Raw genomic sequence first — 18267 nt, 5'->3', positions numbered from 1 at the left:
GTAGTCACCTTTTTTATCCATGTGAGCAAAACAACAAACCAATACTTGTTGTTTGTAACCCCTCTAACTACTCGGTGAGCTGTCGTTATTCTTTTTCGCGGTAATCCAATTTGTAACAGCCTTCGCATTCAAGGCCGAGTAGATACATAGAATTTATCGGTTGGAGTAATCGAGCCGAACCCCATTTATTCATTTTGTAGAGGATTGTCACTGTGACAAAAATTATCGTAGTAGGCGGTGGTGCTGGTGGTTTAGAACTAGCAACTAAGCTAGGCCGCACTTTAGGTCGTAAGAAACGTGCCCAGATTACTCTGGTAGACCGTAAAGCAAGCCACCTATGGAAACCATTACTTCATGAAGTAGCAACGGGCTCACTGGATGAAGGTGTTGATGCATTAAGCTACCGTGCGCACGCAAAAAACCATTACTTCGATTTCCAAATGGGCAGCCTGAACGACATCGATCGTGAGCGTAAAGTGATTGCACTAAGCGAGCTTACAGACGAGCACGGTGAACTGCTGATGCCAAGCCGTGAACTTGAATACGATATTCTTGTGATGGCGCTAGGCTCAACGTCAAACGACTTCAACACTCCAGGCGTTCGTGACAACTGTATTTTCCTTGATAGCCCAGAGCAAGCACACCGTTTCCGTACAGAAATGAACAACCAGTTCTTAAAGCTTCACGCTAAGAACGGTCAAGGCACGGTAGACATCGCGATTGTTGGTGCTGGTGCAACAGGTGTTGAGCTTTCTGCAGAGCTACACAACGCAGTTAAAGAGCTTCGTACTTACGGCTTCGGCGACCTAGATTCAAGCAAGCTGAACGTAAACCTAGTTGAAGCGGGTGAGCGTATTCTTCCAGCTCTACCTCCTCGTATTTCAAGTGCAGCACACTCTGAGCTAACCAAGCTTGGTGTGAACGTTCGTACGAATACGATGGTGACTCAGGCGGATTCTGACGGCCTAACAACCAAAGATGGCGACAAGATCCCAGCTCAAATCATGGTATGGGCAGCAGGTATCAAAGCACCAGATTTCATGAAAGATATCGGTGGTCTTGAGACCAACCGTATCAACCAGTTGGTTGTGAAGAACACGCTGCAAACAACTTTGGATGACAACATCTTTGCTATCGGTGACTTGGCGCAATGTACACAAGCAGATGGTTCATTCGTTCCGCCACGTGCACAAGCGGCTCACCAAATGGCAAGCTGTGCATTTAGCAACATCATTGCTAAGTTGAACGGTCGTGACCTGAAAGATTACATCTACAAAGATAAAGGCTCGCTAGTTTCACTAAGCCGTTTCTCTACGGTAGGTAGCTTGATGGGTAACCTGACGAAAGGTTCGATGATGGTTGAAGGTCGTATTGCTCGTGTGGTGTACATCTCTTTGTACCGCATGCACCAGATGGCGCTTCACGGCTTAATCAAAACATCACTGATGATGCTGGTTGGTCGTATTAACCGTGTACTTCGTCCAAACCTAAAGCTTCACTAATCAGGTAAGCCTTTAAGGTCATTACGCTGATAATAAAAAAAGAGCTCTTTGGAGCTCTTTTTTGATCGTGTCGCTTACGTGCTATCGCAGGTGTTGAACTCATTTCTGCTGTTAAGACGTTGGAGGCAGCACAGAATAAACCACGCCATCTTTGGGCTTACCGTTAAACAGAAATCGATTCTTGGCAATGGTTTCTCGCTCAGCGCCACACTTCTCTATCAACTTTTGGCTGGGTAGGTTCTCGGTATCGCAGACAATCTCCAAACGCGTTAACTTGAGTTGCGCGAAACAAAATTCAAATAGGGCGAGCATCGCTTCTTTGGCGATCCCTCTCCTTTGAAAGTCATCACCCACCCAATAACCTAAACTCGCCATATTAAAGGTGTGGTAAAGCTCATTAATCGCAACCATACCGACTAACTTATCGCTTTTTCGTTCAAAGATGCCAAAGCCAAACGCATCGGCTTTCACCCAGTTTAAGCGAGTCGCCAGAATAAACTTCTCGGCTTCGACGATAGAAAACTCGCTATGACACCAGTCGACCCATGGCAACAAGCTAGGGGAGGACTTAACCAGTTGAGAAAATTCTTGAGCATCTGAGGCCTCAATGATTTTAAGGCTAAGATTTTGTGTGTTGATCTGAAATTCAGGGCTCATAAGACGTACCAAGTAACGTGTAAGTACTGAACAAAGAGAGTCAGTACAGAATAAAGATAGATAGCACTTAATAAAACGCCCTCACTAGGAGGGCGGATTGAATTATTTATATAATTATAGCCGAATCGGCAAGTAACTTACTGCGCTACACGTCTAACTTGAATTACCATTCCAAGAAGTGGGTGGTCAAGGTAGTGAGTTTCTGTGCTGCGCATACGACGTTTCTGGTCCATGCGGTAGCTCTTAAGGAACTCTTGGACTTCAACCGTCGGAGAAATCTCAGTTAGGTTGCCCACTTGGACGTTGCTTTCTGCGCCACTTACTGGTGAATCTAGCTCGATTTGTTGCTCTTGTAGAGTTACTTCACGAACGCTTGGCGCTTTTAAATCTAATGTCGTTTCAGCGTATAGGTAGTGCTGAACGTAGATTTGCAGCTTGCCGTCTAATTCGTAGAGTGGCTTATCAATGGTCTCTTCTTGGAACCCATCAGCGCTGCCTGTAGTGATTGCGCCTTTTTCAGAGCCATCAGCATTAAACTGTTTAGAGAAATCTTTACCTGCTTGAATATGGAAAACAGGTGCAGAGCTCTTACCTTGGTCGCCTTGACGCCAAGCGGTATGCATCAGAACTTCAAAGCCAGCGTGTTTACGTAGCTTGTCTTTCTGAGGCGTTAACTTGTATTCCGAGTAAGGTAGCATTTGAACGCCTTTCTTTGCTCGGTATTGGGTATCTTGAAATGAACCAACGCGTTCAAGTGAAATCTTAGGCTGTGTATTTGGCCAAGATTCGTTCACCTTCTCTGCATCAACAGCGCGCTTAAAAATGATCACTTCTATATCAAATTGTCTCTGCGCCAAACTTGGCAGTGAGACGAACAATAGTAGCAGTGGGATCAGTCTTTTCATTTTTACTCCGTCTTCCAGCCGAACTACCGGCTGGATAATTTATATGTGCAAGTGGATTGGGTCTTATGCTGAAGGCAGCAAGTTTTGTCTGAATTCGCCCAATAAATCACTAACAAATTGAATTCGTTTCCGTCTGTCGACCAATGGTATCGTAAACTTGAACTTTGTTGGTCCTTCCATTGAAAACTTTTGCGGTTGAGATTGCAACAGTTTAACAAGGTAGGCCGGGTTTATGTCAGCATCCGGGTAGAATTCTAAGAATCCCCCCTTATCGTGAGCTTCAATTTTCTTCGCTTTGATAGACGCTGCGGCTAATTTTAGCTCAGAAACTGATAACAAGTTCTTGGTTGCGTCAGGCAGAAGGCCGAAGCGATCAATCAGCTCGACTTTCAACTCTGCCAATTCGTCGGTGTCACTCACACTCGCAATACGTTTGTACGTTGATAAGCGCGTGTTGATGTCTGGGATGTAGTCATCTGGCAATAGTGCTGGCAAACGCATCTCAATTTCAGTTTGTTCACTCAGTAGGTCATCAAGCGATGGCTCTCGACCTTCCTTCAATGCTTCAACCGCTTGTTCAAGCATCTCCATGTACAAGGTGAAACCAACTGACTGGATTTGACCACTCTGTTCATCACCTAACAGCTCACCCGCACCACGAATCTCTAAATCGTGAGTTGCTAAGGTAAAGCCTGCGCCCAAGTCTTCGAGCGAAGCAATCGCATCCAATCGCTTGATCGCATCTTTGGTCATTGCTTTAGGGTGTGGCGTTAACAAGTAAGCATAAGCTTGGTGGTGAGAACGACCGACACGACCACGCAATTGGTGCAGCTGTGCTAAACCAAGGTTATCGGCTCTATCCATCAAGATGGTATTTGCCGTTGGTACGTCGATACCGGTTTCGATGATGGTTGTACACACCAACAAGTTAAAGCGCTGGTGGTAGAAGTCATTCATGATGCGTTCTAGTTCGCGCTCACGCATCTGGCCATGAGCCACAGTAACGCGTGCTTCTGGAATCAACTTCTGTAGTGACTCTGCTGTTTTCTCAATCGTGTCGACTTGGTTGTGCAGGAAGTAAACCTGACCACCACGCATGATTTCACGCAGCACCGCTTCTCTGACGATGGCATCATCACTTTCGCGAACGAAGGTTTTAATTGCCAAGCGTCGTGCGGGTGGTGTAGCGATGATCGAAAGGTCACGCATGCCACTCATTGCCATGTTCAGCGTTCGCGGGATCGGTGTCGCAGTAAGCGTTAGGATGTCGACATCCGCACGCATCGCTTTCACTTTCTCTTTCTGACGCACACCAAATCGGTGTTCTTCATCGACAACCAGCAGGCCTAGGTCTTTAAACTTAATATCGCTCGAAAGCAGCTTGTGAGTCCCTACCAAGATATCGACCTTACCGTCGGCGACATCTTGCATGATCAACTTCTGCTCTTTAGCTGATTTGAATCGGGATAGAACCTCAACACGAATCGGCAAGTTGGCGAAACGGTCACGGAAGTTCTCGAAGTGTTGCTGAGCAAGTAGGGTAGTTGGTACTAACACCGCCACTTGTTTGCTGTTGTCGGTACAAACGAATGCTGCACGCATCGCGACTTCGGTTTTACCAAAGCCAACATCACCACACACCAAACGATCCATGGCTTTTGCTTGACACATATCAGACATAACAGCATTGATGGCCATCGCTTGGTCATCGGTTTCTTCAAACGGGAAACCAGACTTGAAAGTCGCGTATTGGCCGCGGTCGAGCACAAACTTGTAGCCAGGTTTTAGCTCTCGCTTGGCGTAAACATCAAGTAGCTCTGCTGCAACGTCACGGACTTTCTCTGCGGCGCGCTTACGAGCTTTCTGCCATGCTTCACCGCCAAGTTTGTGTAGCGGTGCAGAATCTTCAGCGCCACCAGAGTAGCGGCCAATTAAGTTCAAAGAGGCAACAGGCACGTATAACTTGGCATCGTGTTGATACTCAAGTGTTACGTATTCGGTTTTCATCCCACCCGCTTCAAGTGTTTGCAAGCCGATATAGCGGCCAATACCGTGGTCAATGTGAACAACGGGTTGGCCCGGTTTAAGTTCCGCAAGGTGACGGATTACGGTGTCGCTGTTTACGCTTTTTTTGTCTTTTTTACGACGCTGAATAACGCGATCACCCAATAGATCACTTTCACAGACAAGGGCGATGTTTTGCTCTTCGTGGATAAAGCCATGCTCAGCAGAACCTAGGATCAGGGTGAACTTATCTTTACCTTTAATTGCCGCGTCGAGGTTTTCAACTTCGCTTGGACGAACTTTGATGCCTCGAAGCAATTCACTCAGAGCTTCACGGCGGCCTTCAGACTCAACCGAAAAAACAACCTTGCCATCGAAGGCTTCAGTGAACTTTCTTAAGTTAGACAACGGTTCTTTATTCTGATGCTGAACGCTGAGATCAGGCAGAGGCATAACCGGAAGGTTTGTACGCCCAGCTTTTTCTTCAATCGTGTCTAAGCTTAGGTTGACCTGTGGCTTCTGTTTGAAGTGTGCGAACAGCTCGTCTTTCTTTAGCCACAGTTGTTCAGGTGTCAGCAGCGGTCGTAACGGGTCAACACCGCGTTGCTCGTATCGGTGAGAAACGTCCGTTAGGAACGAATCTACTGCAGTCTCGACATCACCTAGAATCAGGAGTTGCGCTTCATCGGCAACATAATCAAACAAGGTTTCGGTGTGCTCGAAGAACAGCGGTTGCCAATACTCAATACCAGCAGGCCACGTGCCTTTAGAAACGTGCATATAAACCGATTCTGGTTCACGGCGCGCATCAAACTGTTGGCGCCAACGAATACGGAAATCTTCAATCGCTGTTTCCGAGGTTGGGAATTCGTGAGCAGGCAGCAGTCGAATCTCAGAGATGTCTTCGATAGAGCGCTGGTTTTCAGGTTCGAAAGTACGGATCGTGTCGATCTCGTCATCGAAGAAGTCGATACGATACGGGTCTTTGCTGCCCATTGGGAACAGGTCGAGAATAGAACCACGGCTAGCGTATTCACCCGGGCCAAACACTTGGTCAACATAGCGATAGCCCGACTTTTCGAGTTGCAGACGTAATTTCTCTAGTGAATAGAGATCGCCTGTTTTCACCATTAACGTGTGTTGTAGTAAGAAGTCGCGCGGTGACTGGCGTTGCAATAACGTGCTGATCGGAACGATCGTGATGCCATCTTTTAGCGTTGGCAGTGCGTAAAGGCGTGCTATACGATCTGAGATGATCTCTTGGTGCGGCGAGAAGCTATCGTATGGCAGCGTCTCCCAGTCAGGAAATAACGCAACTTCATGTGCCGTAAACTGTTCAATTTCAGATTGAAGCTTGAGTGCGATCTGAGGATCAGGCACTGCAAGTAAAGTATGGCTGTTATGCTGCTCCGCTAGTTTAGCGATAGTAAGCGCGAGAGATGAACCAACTAGGTTACCGATGTGCTTTTTGTCACCGGCACCTTTGAGCTTAGGTAGTGTGAAAATGGATTGTTTTGTCATGTCTATTTACTTGTTATCTCGTTCTAGAGAGCGTTGACGTAAGAGCTTTTGTTGTTGATGGAGCGCAGCCTTGATCAACAAGTCTTGGTCAGTATCACGAAGATGAGCATATTTGAATTTGATTTCGAAGCCTGAATCTTTAGGTTCGCTAGCGAAGACCTCCGCGTAGCAATAGATAGCGGCGGCAGGGTGCTCGATAAAGAGCTTTGCTTTAACTAAGCGACCCGCTTCGATATCTGTTTTGGAAAAACACGAGAACTGACTCGCGCCAAATGAATACGTATGGGTACGAAATTGTTCATCATCTTGTTGCGATAACATAAAGCTCAACAAGAGGTTTAATTTAGAGTTCTGTGCATCCAATAAACTGATGACATTCTTCAAGTCGCTGTTTTTCAGTTCGTTGCGAGCACTGTCAGCTAATAGATCCAATTGGCTAAATTCACTTGCCACTACAAAAGGGGCAGGGATCTCCGATTCGAACTGAATCTGAGAAGGTAAAGCGAAGTTACTGTCCATTGGCTCAATATTAGCGGTAAGGCTGTGGTGAACGGTAAAAAACTCTTGTTCTGTCATGCGTTAGTTCCTTGAAGTGATCTATTGATTATCGCTATGTGGCCGCAGTAATCAAGGTCAGTTAATTGAAAGTCTCAAATAGTTGTTTGAAAGTTAGCTATTTGACAAGGTTCTGTTTTTCAAGCCTAACTAATTGAGTTAATTCACTCTATATTTTCAATTAACCCCTACACAGTAACGGCAATACCCGTTACATTAACCCGCATCTCCTTTAGATGGTTCAAAGTATGTTTCATCCTATTTCATTGTTTGTTGGCCTGCGTTATTTGAAAGGCCGTTCCGGTGATCGCTTTAGCCGTTTTGTTTCTTATATGTCGACAGCCGGAATTACCATTGGTGTGCTGTCTCTGGTTACTGTTTTGTCGGTAATGAATGGATTCGAAGCGCAGTTAAAAGACCGAATTCTTGGTGTCCTTCCTCAAGCCGTCGTTTACGAGCAAGGAGGCACAACGTCACTTTCTGCTCAAGCACCTAGCTTTGCGGAGCAAATGTCGCTCAATGGCCACGTAGAACCTATTGTTCGCAGTGAAGCGGTGATCCAAAGTCCTGCTCAGTTATCTGCGGGCTTGTTAATCGGTATTGAGCCAAATTCAGATGACCCTCTTCAGAATCATTTAATTGCTGGCAGACTGTCTTCACTCAAAGCTGGTCAGTATCAGCTTTTCCTTGGTCATACCTTGGCAAGAAACTTGAAAGTGTCTATGGGCGACAAAGTTCGCTTAATGGTCACCAGTGCCAGCCAATACACACCGTTAGGGCGCATACCTAGCCAACGAAATTTTACCGTAGCTGGCATTTTTAACACGGGTTCGGATATCGATGCTCAATTGATGGTGACAGATATCAACGATGCTGGGCGTTTGATGCGCTATAAATCAGACACCATTTCAGGCTGGCGACTGTTTTTTGATGACCCATTTGAAGTGGCAGAACTATCAAACCAACCGCTACCGGAAGGTTGGGTGTGGAGCGATTGGCGAGACCAACGTGGCGAGCTATTCCAAGCCGTTCGAATGGAAAAAAACATGATGGGTTTGATGCTTGGGCTGATCATTGGTGTTGCTGCGTTTAACATTATTTCTGCGCTTATTATGGTGGTGATGGAGAAACAGTCCGAAGTCGCCATCTTAAAAACCCAAGGTATGCGTGATGGTCAAGTCATGGGGATCTTTATGGTTCAAGGTGCAAGCAGTGGTGTGATCGGCGCATTATCTGGTGGCATCCTGGGCGTGATTTTAGCTTCGAACCTCAATACTATTTTAGAGGCGATGGGTGTTGCTCTGTTTTCATTTGGTGGACAGTTGCCAATATTGATTAATCCAATCCAAATTGCGGTTGTTGTGGTTCTGGCTATTGCACTTAGCTTGATTGCCACTGTATTCCCTTCTTATCGTGCATCGTCTGTAAAACCTGCTGAGGCCCTTCGTTATGAGTAATTTCCTTCAATGTAATGATATCCGTAAAACGTACCGTGAAGGCTCGTTAGATACTGAGGTTCTCAAGGGCGTCAGCTTTGAAATCGAAAAGGGTGAGCTAGTCGCTATCATTGGTACCTCTGGTTCCGGTAAAAGTACGTTATTGCATATTTTAGGGGCACTGGATGATGCGTCTGATGGCAGCGTAAGCTTTCTCGGACAAGACTTAGCGTCTTTGAGTTCGAATAAGCAGGCCAAGCTTCGCAACCAGCATCTTGGCTTTGTGTATCAATTCCATCATCTTCTTTCTGATTTCTCAGCGTTAGAAAACGTAGCAATGCCGTTGTTGATAGGTGGAGAGAAGCCAGCGAAAGCTAAACAAGAAGCACAGTTGTTACTTGATAAAGTGGGGCTAAGTCATCGTGTTGACCACCGACCTTCAGAACTTTCAGGTGGTGAGAGGCAACGAGTGGCAATTGCTCGTGCATTGGTGAACAAGCCTGCGCTAGTGTTGGCGGATGAGCCGACTGGTAACCTAGACCACAACACAGCACTTTCTATTTACGACTTAATGCGCGAACTGAACCGTGAGTACGATACTGCCTTTTTGGTTGTGACTCACGATGGTGAACTTGCCGGTAAGATGGATCGCCAACTTCACATGCAAGATGGTTTACTGGTCAACGTAGAAAAAGAGGAGAGCTAAGTGTTTTCTTCTTTATCTCTATTGATAGGCGGCCGATTTAGCCGGGCGAAACAACGAGACAAAATGGTGTCGTTCATCTCCTTGTCTTCGACAATTGGTATTGCTGTTGGTGTCGCGGTAATCATTATCGGCTTATCTGCAATGAATGGTTTTGAGCGAGAGCTTCAATCACGAGTACTTTCTGTCATTCCTCACGGTGAGTTTGAGGGCGTCAATGAACCTGTAACACGTTGGGAGCATGTGATCGAACAAGCGACCCAACATGAAGACGTTGTCGCAGCTGCGCCTTATGTGAAAATTACCGCGCTTGCCGAAAAAGGCAAAGAGCTGAAAGCAATTGAAGTTCGCGGTGTTGATCCACAACTTGAGCAACAAGTATCGAGCCTATCGAGTTTTATCGATAAGAAAGCTTGGAGCGATTTTAAGGCAGGGCAACAACAGATTATCCTGGGCTCTGGCGTGGCCAATGTACTTGGCGCGAAAGTCGGTGATTACTTAACTCTGATGATCCCGACGGTGAATGGTTCGCTTAAGGTTCAAGCACCTAAACGTGTTCGAGTCAAAGTCGTTGGCTTGCTGACGCTTAATGGCCAAATTGACCACAGCTTAGCTTTGATCCCGATCGGCGATGCGCAAGTTTACGCAAACCTAGGTGAGGCTGTGACAGGGGTTTCTTTAAAAGTGACCGATGTTCTGAACGCGAACTCTATTGTGCGTGAGGTGGGTAACCAGCTTGATGTGTATGTGTATCTACGAAGCTGGCAACAGAAGTTTGGCTTCTTGTATCGAGATATTCAGTTGGTTCGCACCATTATGTATCTGGTGATGGTACTGGTTATTGGTGTTGCTTGTTTCAATATTGTCTCGACATTAATGATGGCAGTAAAAGACAGAGCATCAGAGATCGCGATTTTAAGAACCATGGGCGCATCGGACGGCCTTGTGAAACGCATTTTCGTTTGGCAGGGCGTATTCTCCGGTGTGTTAGGTAGTTTGGTGGGCAGTGTAATAGGCGTGTTAGTGGCGCTTAATCTCACGACACTTATCAAAGGGCTTGAAAGGCTAGTTGATCACCAGTTCTTGTCCGGTGACATCTATTTTGTCGACTTCTTGCCATCACAACTCGATATGACGGATGTTGTTGTGGTTTCCGGTACAGCGATTGTATTGAGCCTATTGGCGACATGGTACCCAGCATCACGAGCAGCCAAGTTAAACCCTGCCTCGGTGCTTAGCTCGAAGTAATGCGCTTAGTAATACTTCATGTAGCATGATAGACAAATGGCATACACAAAAAAGGATCCCTGATGGGATCCTTTTTTTTGAATTCAATCTGCATTCTTTACGACTGTGGTTACATCCCAATATTGCAGAGTTCTGCGGTTCATCTGACTTTAACTTGTGTGCGGTTTAAGTGAAGCGCATACAAGGATAGATTGAACGACAAGGAAAAGTTGTCAGTACCTTGCTTGACGCTTCTTCCAACTTCTTACTACTGAGTAACGCCATAACCCGCGAATACCAAAGTAGCCAATCATTGCTGAAACCACGCCACAAATCAGGCAACCCAGTAAGAAAGGAGGCCCGATTGTATTCATTTGCGCCAAGATGAAGTCCCAAGACAATTCGAAATGGAAGGCTTGAGGTGGTACATGCATAACAAACGCCCCGACTTTATAAGCAAAGTAGAAGAGAACGGGCATAGTGACCGGGTTACTGATCCAAACAAGTGCGACAGCCAAAGGTAGGTTAACGCCACATGCGACAGCAAGGCCTGCAGACATAATCATTTGGCTTGGTAGAGGGACAAACGCCATGAATAACCCAACAGCGAATGCGCCTGCCGCAGAGCGACGATTAAGGCACCATAAGTTGGGGTTGTACAAAACATTGCCAAAAACTTTCAATGCTTTCTGACGCTTGATTAGCTCATGGTCAGGCATAAATCGTTTGATAAACTTTCTTGGCATAGGAGGAAGCTACTCTCTTGTTTAACACTTGGTTCTTGATTTCATTTGCTGCGACAGTTGTGTCTGCCAGCTTCTGGCCTGTGATGCCTCATTGGGTTTGGGCACCATTGATGCTGTTGTTACTACTAGCATCAACAAAGTATAGCGTTTTCCGGAGTGCAAGAGGTCTAGCAACAGCATTGATACTAGTTATCTGCCTAGGGAATGTAATTGAAATACAAACGAGTCGCTTATTTCAATCAGGGCAGAATACTACCATAAATGCTTCGGTTGTTAGCCTTTTTAGTGAAAATAGCCACGGTTTTGAAAGCGTAATAGTAGCTAGATCAATTGGCGGCGAAAAATTAATCTTTCCTCAATTAATAAAATTACGTTTGTTTACTCCTTTTAAGTTAACACTCGGAGATGATGTCAATTTATCTGTGTATATAAAGCCTGTATGGGGCAAACTCAATGAAGCAGGCTTTGATTTAGAAAAGTATCTGTTTAGCGCAGGTGTGGTTGCCAATGCAATTTACAGATCTAATACAAAGTATCGCATTCATACCAATAGCAACTTACGGTCCTATTGGTTTGAAAACAGTCTTGAAAGGTTAAGTCAACTGGCAAATCAAGACCTCATTATGGCTTTGAGTTTTGGTTATCGAGACCTTATTCACTCTCAGCGTTGGGACTTACTTAAAAGCAGTGGTTTGATTCACTTGATGGCTATTTCGGGGCTGCATATTGGGATTGCCTTTGGTATCGGCTATCAAGTAGGAAAGGTATTCAGGTTACTATCATCTTCACTTCTTTGGTTGCCCACAATATTCGGAGTCGGCTTAGCCTATTTCTACAGTTGGTTTGCTGGGTTCACGCTGCCCACCTTGAGAGCTTTGGTGATGTGTATTATCGCCAGCTATTTCTTGTGGCGTGGGCAAAATATCAGTTTGTTTCGGTATGTCGCCTTAAGTCTGTGCGTGGTTCTGCTAATTTGGCCATTTTCAGCATTATCGAGTAGCTTCTGGTTGTCTTTTGGTGCGTTAGGTGCCGTTCTTTACATTGCGTTAAATAGTCAGTCATCCGATTCAAACTCAACATTTATCGACCGAGCACTGCAGCTCTTCAGATTCAGTTAATGCTGACATTCCTGATTGCTCCCTTTTCGATGCTGTTCTTTAATGGGGTCAGCTTAGTCTCTGTTTTCTACAACTTGCTCCTTTTACCTTGGGTGTCGATGGTGGTTATTCCACTATTGTTCCTGGCAATGTTCTTTAGCTTAATATTGGCGCCAGTATCAGGTGGCGTTGGCTTAACTACATTCAACAATGGTTTGTCTGAACAATTATGGATGTTGGTCGACTTATCGCTTGAGCCTCTCGTATTTAGTCTTCCTTTCTCTGAACGATTTTGGTTTCAAGTGGATAATCACACGATTGAGTTGTCTGTATTCCTCATCTTGTTTTTCGGTTTTGTCAGTCGATATTTCAAGCGAGCACTATCTATATTGATTATTACCGTGTTTGTACTGTGGTGGGAGTTCGGCAAGCCTCAACAAGACAAACTAACTATCGATATCTTGGATGTTGGTCACGGGTTGTCTTTGCTCTTAGAAAAGAACAATCAGATTGTTATTTACGATCTTGGTAACGCATGGCCAGGAGGTTCCATTGTCGAATCCTTACTTATTCCTACTTTGAATCAGAGGGGAATTCATGAGTTGGAGGGTATAATAGTGAGTCATTTCGATTCTGACCACGCTGGTGGCTATCCGTCGTTACTTGAAAATTACAACCCTAAGTGGGTAAGAGCCAGTCAGAATATCAGTCAACAAGGACAATCTACGATTCAAGAATCGTCAAATATTCAAGCATGTATTTTAGGAGAAGTATGGACTTGGCAAGGGGTTGCTTTTGAGGTCTTGTGGCCTCCCAAACAAGTGAAGAGGGCGTATAACCCACATTCGTGCGTGGTCAGGCTTTTTGACCCCGATCTAGAGTTCTCGATGTTACTTACTGGTGATATTGAATTGGTCAGTGAGTGGTTACTTGCACGCGAAGGCGAACGGCTTCGAAGTGACGTAATGCTTGTTCCTCATCATGGTAGCAATACGTCTTCGATCGCCAGTTTTATTGAGGCCGTTTCACCTCAGTTAGCGATCGCTTCTTTGGGCAAAGGCAATCAATGGGGGATGCCGAGTGAATCCGTTATTGAACGTTATCACGACGCAGGGAGTGCTTGGCTTGATACTGGAGAAAGCGGCCAAATAACCATCAGTATTGGTCAAGAAGGTTGGCAATATCATGAGATTAGAGAACAACAAGGCAGACAGTGGTATAGGCAGATGCTTCGTAAGGGAGTAGAATAGGAAGATTATTGTGAGAAAATTAAGCGATTCTATGTCAACACAAACAGATGAAACTACCTGGGTCACATTTAAAAGACTTTGGACTTATATTCGACTATATAAGGCCGGCCTTGGTGTTGCGGTTATTGCGCTTATTATAAATGCTGTCACTGATACCTACATGATTTCCTTACTAAAGCCGTTACTTGATGAAGGCTTTGGTAATGCAGAATCTGACTTTTTACGTACGCTCCCTCTCATTATCTTTGTCATGATGTTCGTTCGTGGCATCAGTGGCTTTGTTTCAACTTATTGTTTGAGCTGGGTTTCAGGCAATGTGGTCATGGAAATTCGACGTAAAATATTCAGCCATTTTATGCATATGCCAGTTTCTTTTTTTGATAAAGAACAGACTGGTGCGCTGCTATCTCGAATTACTTACGATTCAGAGCAAGTCTCTGCGGCAACCAGTAAAGCATTAGTCAGTATTGTCCGTGAAGGTGCAAGTATTATTGGCCTGTTGACGCTGATGTTCTGGAATAGTTGGCAGTTGTCTTTGGTGTTGTTCGCTGTCGCCCCTCTTGTCGCGTGGGCAATCAGTATCGTATCGAAGCGATTCAGAAAGATCTCTAAGAACATGCAAACCAGTATGGGTCACGTCGCCTCTTCTGCAGAACAAATGCTGAAAGGACATAAAGTCGTTCTAACGTATGGCGGACAAGATCTAGAAAAACACCGCTTTGACCAAGTTAGTAACCAAATGCGCCAACAAAGCATGAAGCTAATCACTGCTCAAGCGGCCGCTAACCCAATTATTCAGATGATTGCATCACTTGCAATCGTAGTTGTTCTATTTCTTGCTAGTGTTGATTCAATTAAAGCAGAGCTTACTCCTGGTACGTTCACTGTTGTGTTCTCGGCGATGTTTGGTTTACTACGCCCACTAAAAGCTCTGACTAACGTAACGTCTGAATTCCAACGTGGTATGGCAGCGAGTACGACCCTATTTGGTTTGATGGATCTAGATACGGAACAAAATAAAGGTACGTTGAAGCCTGAAACCGTAGCGGGTGAAGTTGAAGTAAAAGATGTGACATTTACTTACCAAGGAGCAGAGAAAGCAGCGCTTGATAAGGTCAGTTTTAATATACCGAAAGGCAAGACAGTCGCACTTGTCGGCCGTTCAGGTTCGGGTAAGAGTACCATTGCGAACCTGTTTACTCGCTTTTATGACGTAGACTCTGGCTCTATTGAGCTTGATGGTCACGACATTCGTGATTATGAATTAAGAAATCTACGTGAGCACTTCGCTCTTGTTTCCCAGAATGTGCACCTATTTAACGATACGGTTGCGAACAACATCGCTTACGCAGCTGAAGAACAGTATTCACGTGAACAGATCGAACACGCGGCTAAACTTGCGCATGCAAGCGAGTTTATCGAAGGCATGGAAAATGGCATCGATACGGTTGTTGGCGAAAATGGCGCGAGCCTGTCTGGCGGTCAAAGACAGCGTATCGCGATTGCACGTGCTCTATTGAGAGATGCACCTGTTCTGATCCTTGATGAGGCGACATCTGCATTGGATACCGAGTCAGAAAGAGCGATTCAATCTGCGTTAGAAGAGCTGCAGAAAGACAAAACAGTACTTGTTATCGCACACCGACTTTCTACTATCGAGCAAGCTGATGAGATTCTAGTGGTTGATGATGGGCATATTGTAGAAAGAGGTGCACATGCCGAGCTCATCGCCCTTGATGGCGCTTATGCACAACTACACCGAATTCAGTTCAGCGGATAAGATTAGGTCTTGTTGTGATCGAAAAAATTTGGTTTAACAATCACCCATTAAAATACTTTCTCTGGCCGCTATTGTGGCCATTGAGTCAGCTGTTCAAAATGATCAGCGGTCAACGTCGTGATGCTTATCTATCGGGGAAAAAAGAGACCTATCGCCCGCTTTTACCCGTGATTGTTGTTGGTAATATCACCGCTGGCGGCAATGGCAAAACACCGGTTGTGATTTGGTTGGTAGAGATGCTTCAGGCTCACGGTTTTAAGCCAGGTGTTGTTTCTCGAGGTTATGGGGCGAAAGCACCAAACTATCCGTTAGTGTTGGATGAAAACACGCCAGCAGAGCACTCTGGTGATGAGCCTCGTTTGATTCGTAAGCGAACTGGTGCGCCTGTAGCGGTTGACCCTGTGCGCGCAAACGCAGTAAAGGCTTTGCTGAGCGAAGGGGTTAATGTCATCATCACTGACGACGGCCTTCAGCATTATGCACTTGAACGCGATATTGAATTTGCTGTTATCGACGGTGCGAGACGCTTTGGTAGTGAGTGCCTAATTCCTTTGGGCCCATTAAGAGAGCCTATATCTCGTTTAGATGACGTAGACTTTTTGGTTAATAATGGCGGTAAAGCGCACGGGCGAGAGTTCTCGATGTCTTTGCTTCCAAGCCAAGCGGTTAACCTGAAGACGGGTCAGAAAAGGTCTGTGGCAGAATTACAGAAGCTGGTGGCTTTTGCTGGTATCGGTCACCCACCACGCTTTTTCAAAACATTGGAAAACCTTGATGGTGACGTGGTTTACACGCAGGGCTTCGCTGACCATCAAGATTTTGATAAAGATGAACTTCATGCCTTGGCAAAAAAAGGTATGAATATGATTATGACAGAAAAAGACGCTGTAAAATGCGAAGAATATGCGCAAGATAACTGGTGGTATCTTCCAGTTTCTGCGCAGTTTGATGAAGATTCGCAACAGCAAATTTTAAAAAGAATAAAAGAGGTTATGGAATACTATGGATCACCGTCTACTTGAGATCGTTGCTTGCCCTGTATGTAAAGGTAAACTAACTTTTGACAAGGATAAGCAAGAGCTTGTTTGTAAAATTGATCGCCTTGCTTACCCAATTAAAGAGGGTATTCCTGTTCTTTTGGAACCTGAAGCTCGCACCGTTTCAATGGATGAGGGTAAGTAATGTCTTATACGGTTGTTATACCTGCAAGATACCAATCGAGCCGTTTACCAGGGAAGCCACTTGCTGACATTGGTGGAAAGCCGATGATTCAATGGGTATACGAACAGTCAATGAAGGCGGGTGCCGATAACGTTATTATCGCTACCGACGACGCTCGAGTTGAAAAAGCGGCCAAAGCATTTGGCGCGACCGTTTGTATGACATCACCGAATCATGAGTCAGGCACTGAGCGCCTCGCTGAAGTGATTGAAGTTATGAAGATTCCAGATGATCATATTATCGTGAATGTTCAAGGTGATGAGCCACTTATCCCACCTGCGATCATTAATCAGGTCGCGAACAACCTTGCGAACAGTACAGCTCCGATGGCAACACTCGGTGTGGAAATTACTCATGCTGACGAAGTGTTTAATCCTAACGCCGTAAAAGTTGTGACCGACAAAGATGGGTATGCCCTGTACTTTAGCCGAGCTACTATTCCTTGGGATCGCGATGCTTACGCGAACAATGGTACAGCTGCTGAATCTCCACTGCTTCGTCACATTGGCATTTACGCTTACCGTGCGGGTTTTATTAATACCTATATCAATTGGGAACCAAGTACCCTTGAGCGTATTGAGTGCCTAGAGCAGCTACGTGTACTTTGGTACGGTGAAAAAATCCATGTAGACGTTGCGGCAGAAGCACCTGCAGCTGGTGTTGATACGCCAGAAGACCTAGAAGCGGTTCGAGCTATTATTGGCTAAGCGTCTTTTAGCGACTACTTCTTTGCTCTACAAAAATGCAAAATCATGAGCCTTGCTTATCGCGAGGCTTTTTTATGCCTAAAGAGAAGCGGATGACAGCCTTATTTATCTAAGTTAACGGATATTGAGTTGGTTGCATGGGTTTCTGTAGCATCACCCCGGAATTATCTGAGATTTACCTCGCTCGACTTGCAAATTTTCTCTATAATATGCCGCCTATAAAGTAGTGGCGAATCGCTAGTACAGAATAAAACTTACGACAAAACGTGGAGTAAAAGATGCCTTCTCAAAGCCCAGTGATTACGGTTGATGGACCAAGTGGTGCAGGTAAAGGTACCCTGTGTATGTTACTAGCAGATAAGCTAGGCTTTCATCTTCTAGACTCAGGCGCGATCTATCGCGTATTGGCTTTAGCGGCAATTCACCATGGCGTGGATACTGAATCAGAAGATGCTTTAGTACCGCTTGCAACTCACTTAGATGTTCAGTTTATCGCTGAAGGTGAGCTAGTGAAGGTTATCTTAGAAGGCGAAGATGTGTCTGGTGAACTTCGTAAAGAAGAGACGGGCATGGCGGCTTCAAAAGTCGCTGCTTTACCTCGCGTTCGTGAAGCACTGTTACGTCGTCAACGTGCTTTTAGCGCAGCTCCTGGTTTAGTTGCAGACGGTCGTGACATGGGAACCGTTGTATTTGTTGAAGCTGAAGCGAAAATATTTTTAGATGCAAGTGCTGAAGAGCGCGCGAGTCGTCGCCTTAAACAGTTGCAACAGAAGGGGTTAGATGTTAAATTTGACGACCTTTTGAGCGAGATCCAAGAGCGAGACGATCGAGATCGTAATCGCCCAGTGGCGCCACTTCGCCCTGCAGAGGATGCTCTAGTGCTTGATTCCACCTCAATGAATATTGAGCAGGTAGTCGAAAAAGCACTACACTATATTGAATCGAAACTGGCTGGG

Annotated in this window: 14 protein-coding genes and 1 pseudogene; 10 read left to right on the top strand and 5 right to left on the bottom strand. The window is 45.4% G+C overall.

All coding sequences use genetic code 11. The annotated features are described in order from the left end of the window. Window positions 1-212: 212 nt before the first annotated feature. The gene (locus MED222_RS10505; RefSeq protein WP_009847154.1) at window positions 213-1502 is read left to right on the top strand and encodes an NAD(P)/FAD-dependent oxidoreductase; all 1290 of its coding nucleotides are present in this window, start codon (window positions 213-215) and stop codon (window positions 1500-1502) included. Between the two features lie 111 nt (window positions 1503-1613). Here the strand turns inward: MED222_RS10505 and MED222_RS10510 are convergent, their stop codons facing one another. The 4 genes from MED222_RS10510 to MED222_RS10525 form a co-directional block, all read right to left on the bottom strand. Beyond that, the gene (locus tag MED222_RS10510) at window positions 1614-2159 is read right to left on the bottom strand and encodes a GNAT family N-acetyltransferase (RefSeq protein ID WP_009847153.1); all 546 of its coding nucleotides are present in this window, start codon (window positions 2157-2159) and stop codon (window positions 1614-1616) included. A 137-nt stretch (window positions 2160-2296) separates the two neighbouring features. Next, a complete protein-coding gene (locus MED222_RS10515) occupies window positions 2297-3064 on the bottom strand; it encodes a peptidoglycan binding protein CsiV (RefSeq protein ID WP_009847152.1) in 768 nt (255 codons plus the stop codon). A gap of 63 nt (window positions 3065-3127) precedes the next feature. Continuing rightward, on the bottom strand, window positions 3128-6589 hold the full coding sequence (gene mfd / locus MED222_RS10520) for a transcription-repair coupling factor (protein WP_009847151.1): 3462 nt from the start codon (window positions 6587-6589) through the stop codon (window positions 3128-3130). Between the two features lie 6 nt (window positions 6590-6595). Continuing rightward, window positions 6596-7165, bottom strand: coding sequence for a hypothetical protein (locus MED222_RS10525; protein WP_009847150.1), 570 nt, complete (start codon window positions 7163-7165; stop codon window positions 6596-6598). 227 nt (window positions 7166-7392) lie between these two features. Here MED222_RS10525 and lolC point away from each other — a divergent pair, with 227 nt between their 5' ends. Genes lolC through lolE form a run of 3 tightly spaced genes read left to right on the top strand, consistent with a single transcriptional unit; the run spans window position 7393 to window position 10531 of the window. Next, window positions 7393-8601, top strand: a complete 1209-nt coding sequence (gene lolC / locus MED222_RS10530; RefSeq protein WP_009847149.1) for a lipoprotein-releasing ABC transporter permease subunit LolC — start codon at window positions 7393-7395, stop codon at window positions 8599-8601. Next, window positions 8594-9286, top strand: a complete 693-nt coding sequence (lolD, locus tag MED222_RS10535; RefSeq protein ID WP_009847148.1) for a lipoprotein-releasing ABC transporter ATP-binding protein LolD — start codon at window positions 8594-8596, stop codon at window positions 9284-9286. Before lolC ends, lolD begins: the two co-directional genes overlap by 8 nt. After that, a complete protein-coding gene (gene lolE / locus MED222_RS10540) occupies window positions 9287-10531 on the top strand; it encodes a lipoprotein-releasing ABC transporter permease subunit LolE (RefSeq protein WP_009847147.1) in 1245 nt (414 codons plus the stop codon). 212 nt (window positions 10532-10743) lie between these two features. Here lolE and MED222_RS10545 read toward each other — a convergent pair whose 3' ends face one another. Beyond that, complete coding sequence (locus tag MED222_RS10545; protein ID WP_009847146.1) at window positions 10744-11256, bottom strand: DUF2062 domain-containing protein; 513 nt, start codon at window positions 11254-11256, stop codon at window positions 10744-10746. Between the two features lie 215 nt (window positions 11257-11471). Between MED222_RS10545 and MED222_RS21530 the strand changes: the two are divergent. The 6 genes and pseudogenes from MED222_RS21530 to cmk form a co-directional block, all read left to right on the top strand. Further along, window positions 11472-13603, top strand: a pseudogene (locus tag MED222_RS21530) (DNA internalization-related competence protein ComEC/Rec2). Window positions 13604-13634: 31 nt separating this feature from the next. Further along, on the top strand, window positions 13635-15383 hold the full coding sequence (gene msbA / locus MED222_RS10550; RefSeq protein WP_009847143.1) for a lipid A ABC transporter ATP-binding protein/permease MsbA: 1749 nt from the start codon (window positions 13635-13637) through the stop codon (window positions 15381-15383). 14 nt (window positions 15384-15397) lie between these two features. Further along, on the top strand, window positions 15398-16405 hold the full coding sequence (gene lpxK / locus MED222_RS10555) for a tetraacyldisaccharide 4'-kinase (protein WP_009847142.1): 1008 nt from the start codon (window positions 15398-15400) through the stop codon (window positions 16403-16405). Then, window positions 16386-16565, top strand: a complete 180-nt coding sequence (locus tag MED222_RS10560; RefSeq protein ID WP_004736429.1) for a Trm112 family protein — start codon at window positions 16386-16388, stop codon at window positions 16563-16565. Before lpxK ends, MED222_RS10560 begins: the two co-directional genes overlap by 20 nt. Further along, complete coding sequence (gene kdsB / locus MED222_RS10565; protein WP_009847141.1) at window positions 16565-17311, top strand: 3-deoxy-manno-octulosonate cytidylyltransferase; 747 nt, start codon at window positions 16565-16567, stop codon at window positions 17309-17311. Before MED222_RS10560 ends, kdsB begins: the two co-directional genes overlap by 1 nt. A gap of 278 nt (window positions 17312-17589) precedes the next feature. After that, window positions 17590-18267: (d)CMP kinase (cmk, locus tag MED222_RS10570; RefSeq protein ID WP_009847140.1), on the top strand; the 678-nt coding region annotated here is incomplete at its 3' end.

Origin of the sequence: Vibrio sp. MED222 (assembly GCF_000153005.1) — a bacterium.
In the GTDB taxonomy this organism is placed as follows: domain Bacteria; phylum Pseudomonadota; class Gammaproteobacteria; order Enterobacterales; family Vibrionaceae; genus Vibrio; species Vibrio tasmaniensis_A.
This window is presented reverse-complemented; position numbering and strand designations above follow the sequence as displayed.

Bases quoted from the DNA above. Each gene is read 5' to 3' on its own strand.
- MED222_RS10510 (WP_009847153.1), bottom strand. From the start codon at position 2,159: ATGAGCCCTGAATTTCAGATCAACACACAAAATCTTAGCCTTAAAATC.
- MED222_RS10515 (WP_009847152.1), bottom strand. From the start codon at position 3,064: ATGAAAAGACTGATCCCACTGCTACTATTGTTCGTCTCACTGCCAAGT.
- mfd (WP_009847151.1), bottom strand. From the start codon at position 6,589: ATGACAAAACAATCCATTTTCACACTACCTAAGCTCAAAGGTGCCGGT.
- MED222_RS10525 (WP_009847150.1), bottom strand. From the start codon at position 7,165: ATGACAGAACAAGAGTTTTTTACCGTTCACCACAGCCTTACCGCTAAT.
- lolC (WP_009847149.1), top strand. From the start codon at position 7,393: ATGTTTCATCCTATTTCATTGTTTGTTGGCCTGCGTTATTTGAAAGGC.
- lolD (WP_009847148.1), top strand. From the start codon at position 8,594: ATGAGTAATTTCCTTCAATGTAATGATATCCGTAAAACGTACCGTGAA.
- MED222_RS10545 (WP_009847146.1), bottom strand. From the start codon at position 11,256: ATGCCAAGAAAGTTTATCAAACGATTTATGCCTGACCATGAGCTAATC.
- msbA (WP_009847143.1), top strand. From the start codon at position 13,635: ATGTCAACACAAACAGATGAAACTACCTGGGTCACATTTAAAAGACTT.
- MED222_RS10560 (WP_004736429.1), top strand. From the start codon at position 16,386: ATGGATCACCGTCTACTTGAGATCGTTGCTTGCCCTGTATGTAAAGGT.
- kdsB (WP_009847141.1), top strand. From the start codon at position 16,565: ATGTCTTATACGGTTGTTATACCTGCAAGATACCAATCGAGCCGTTTA.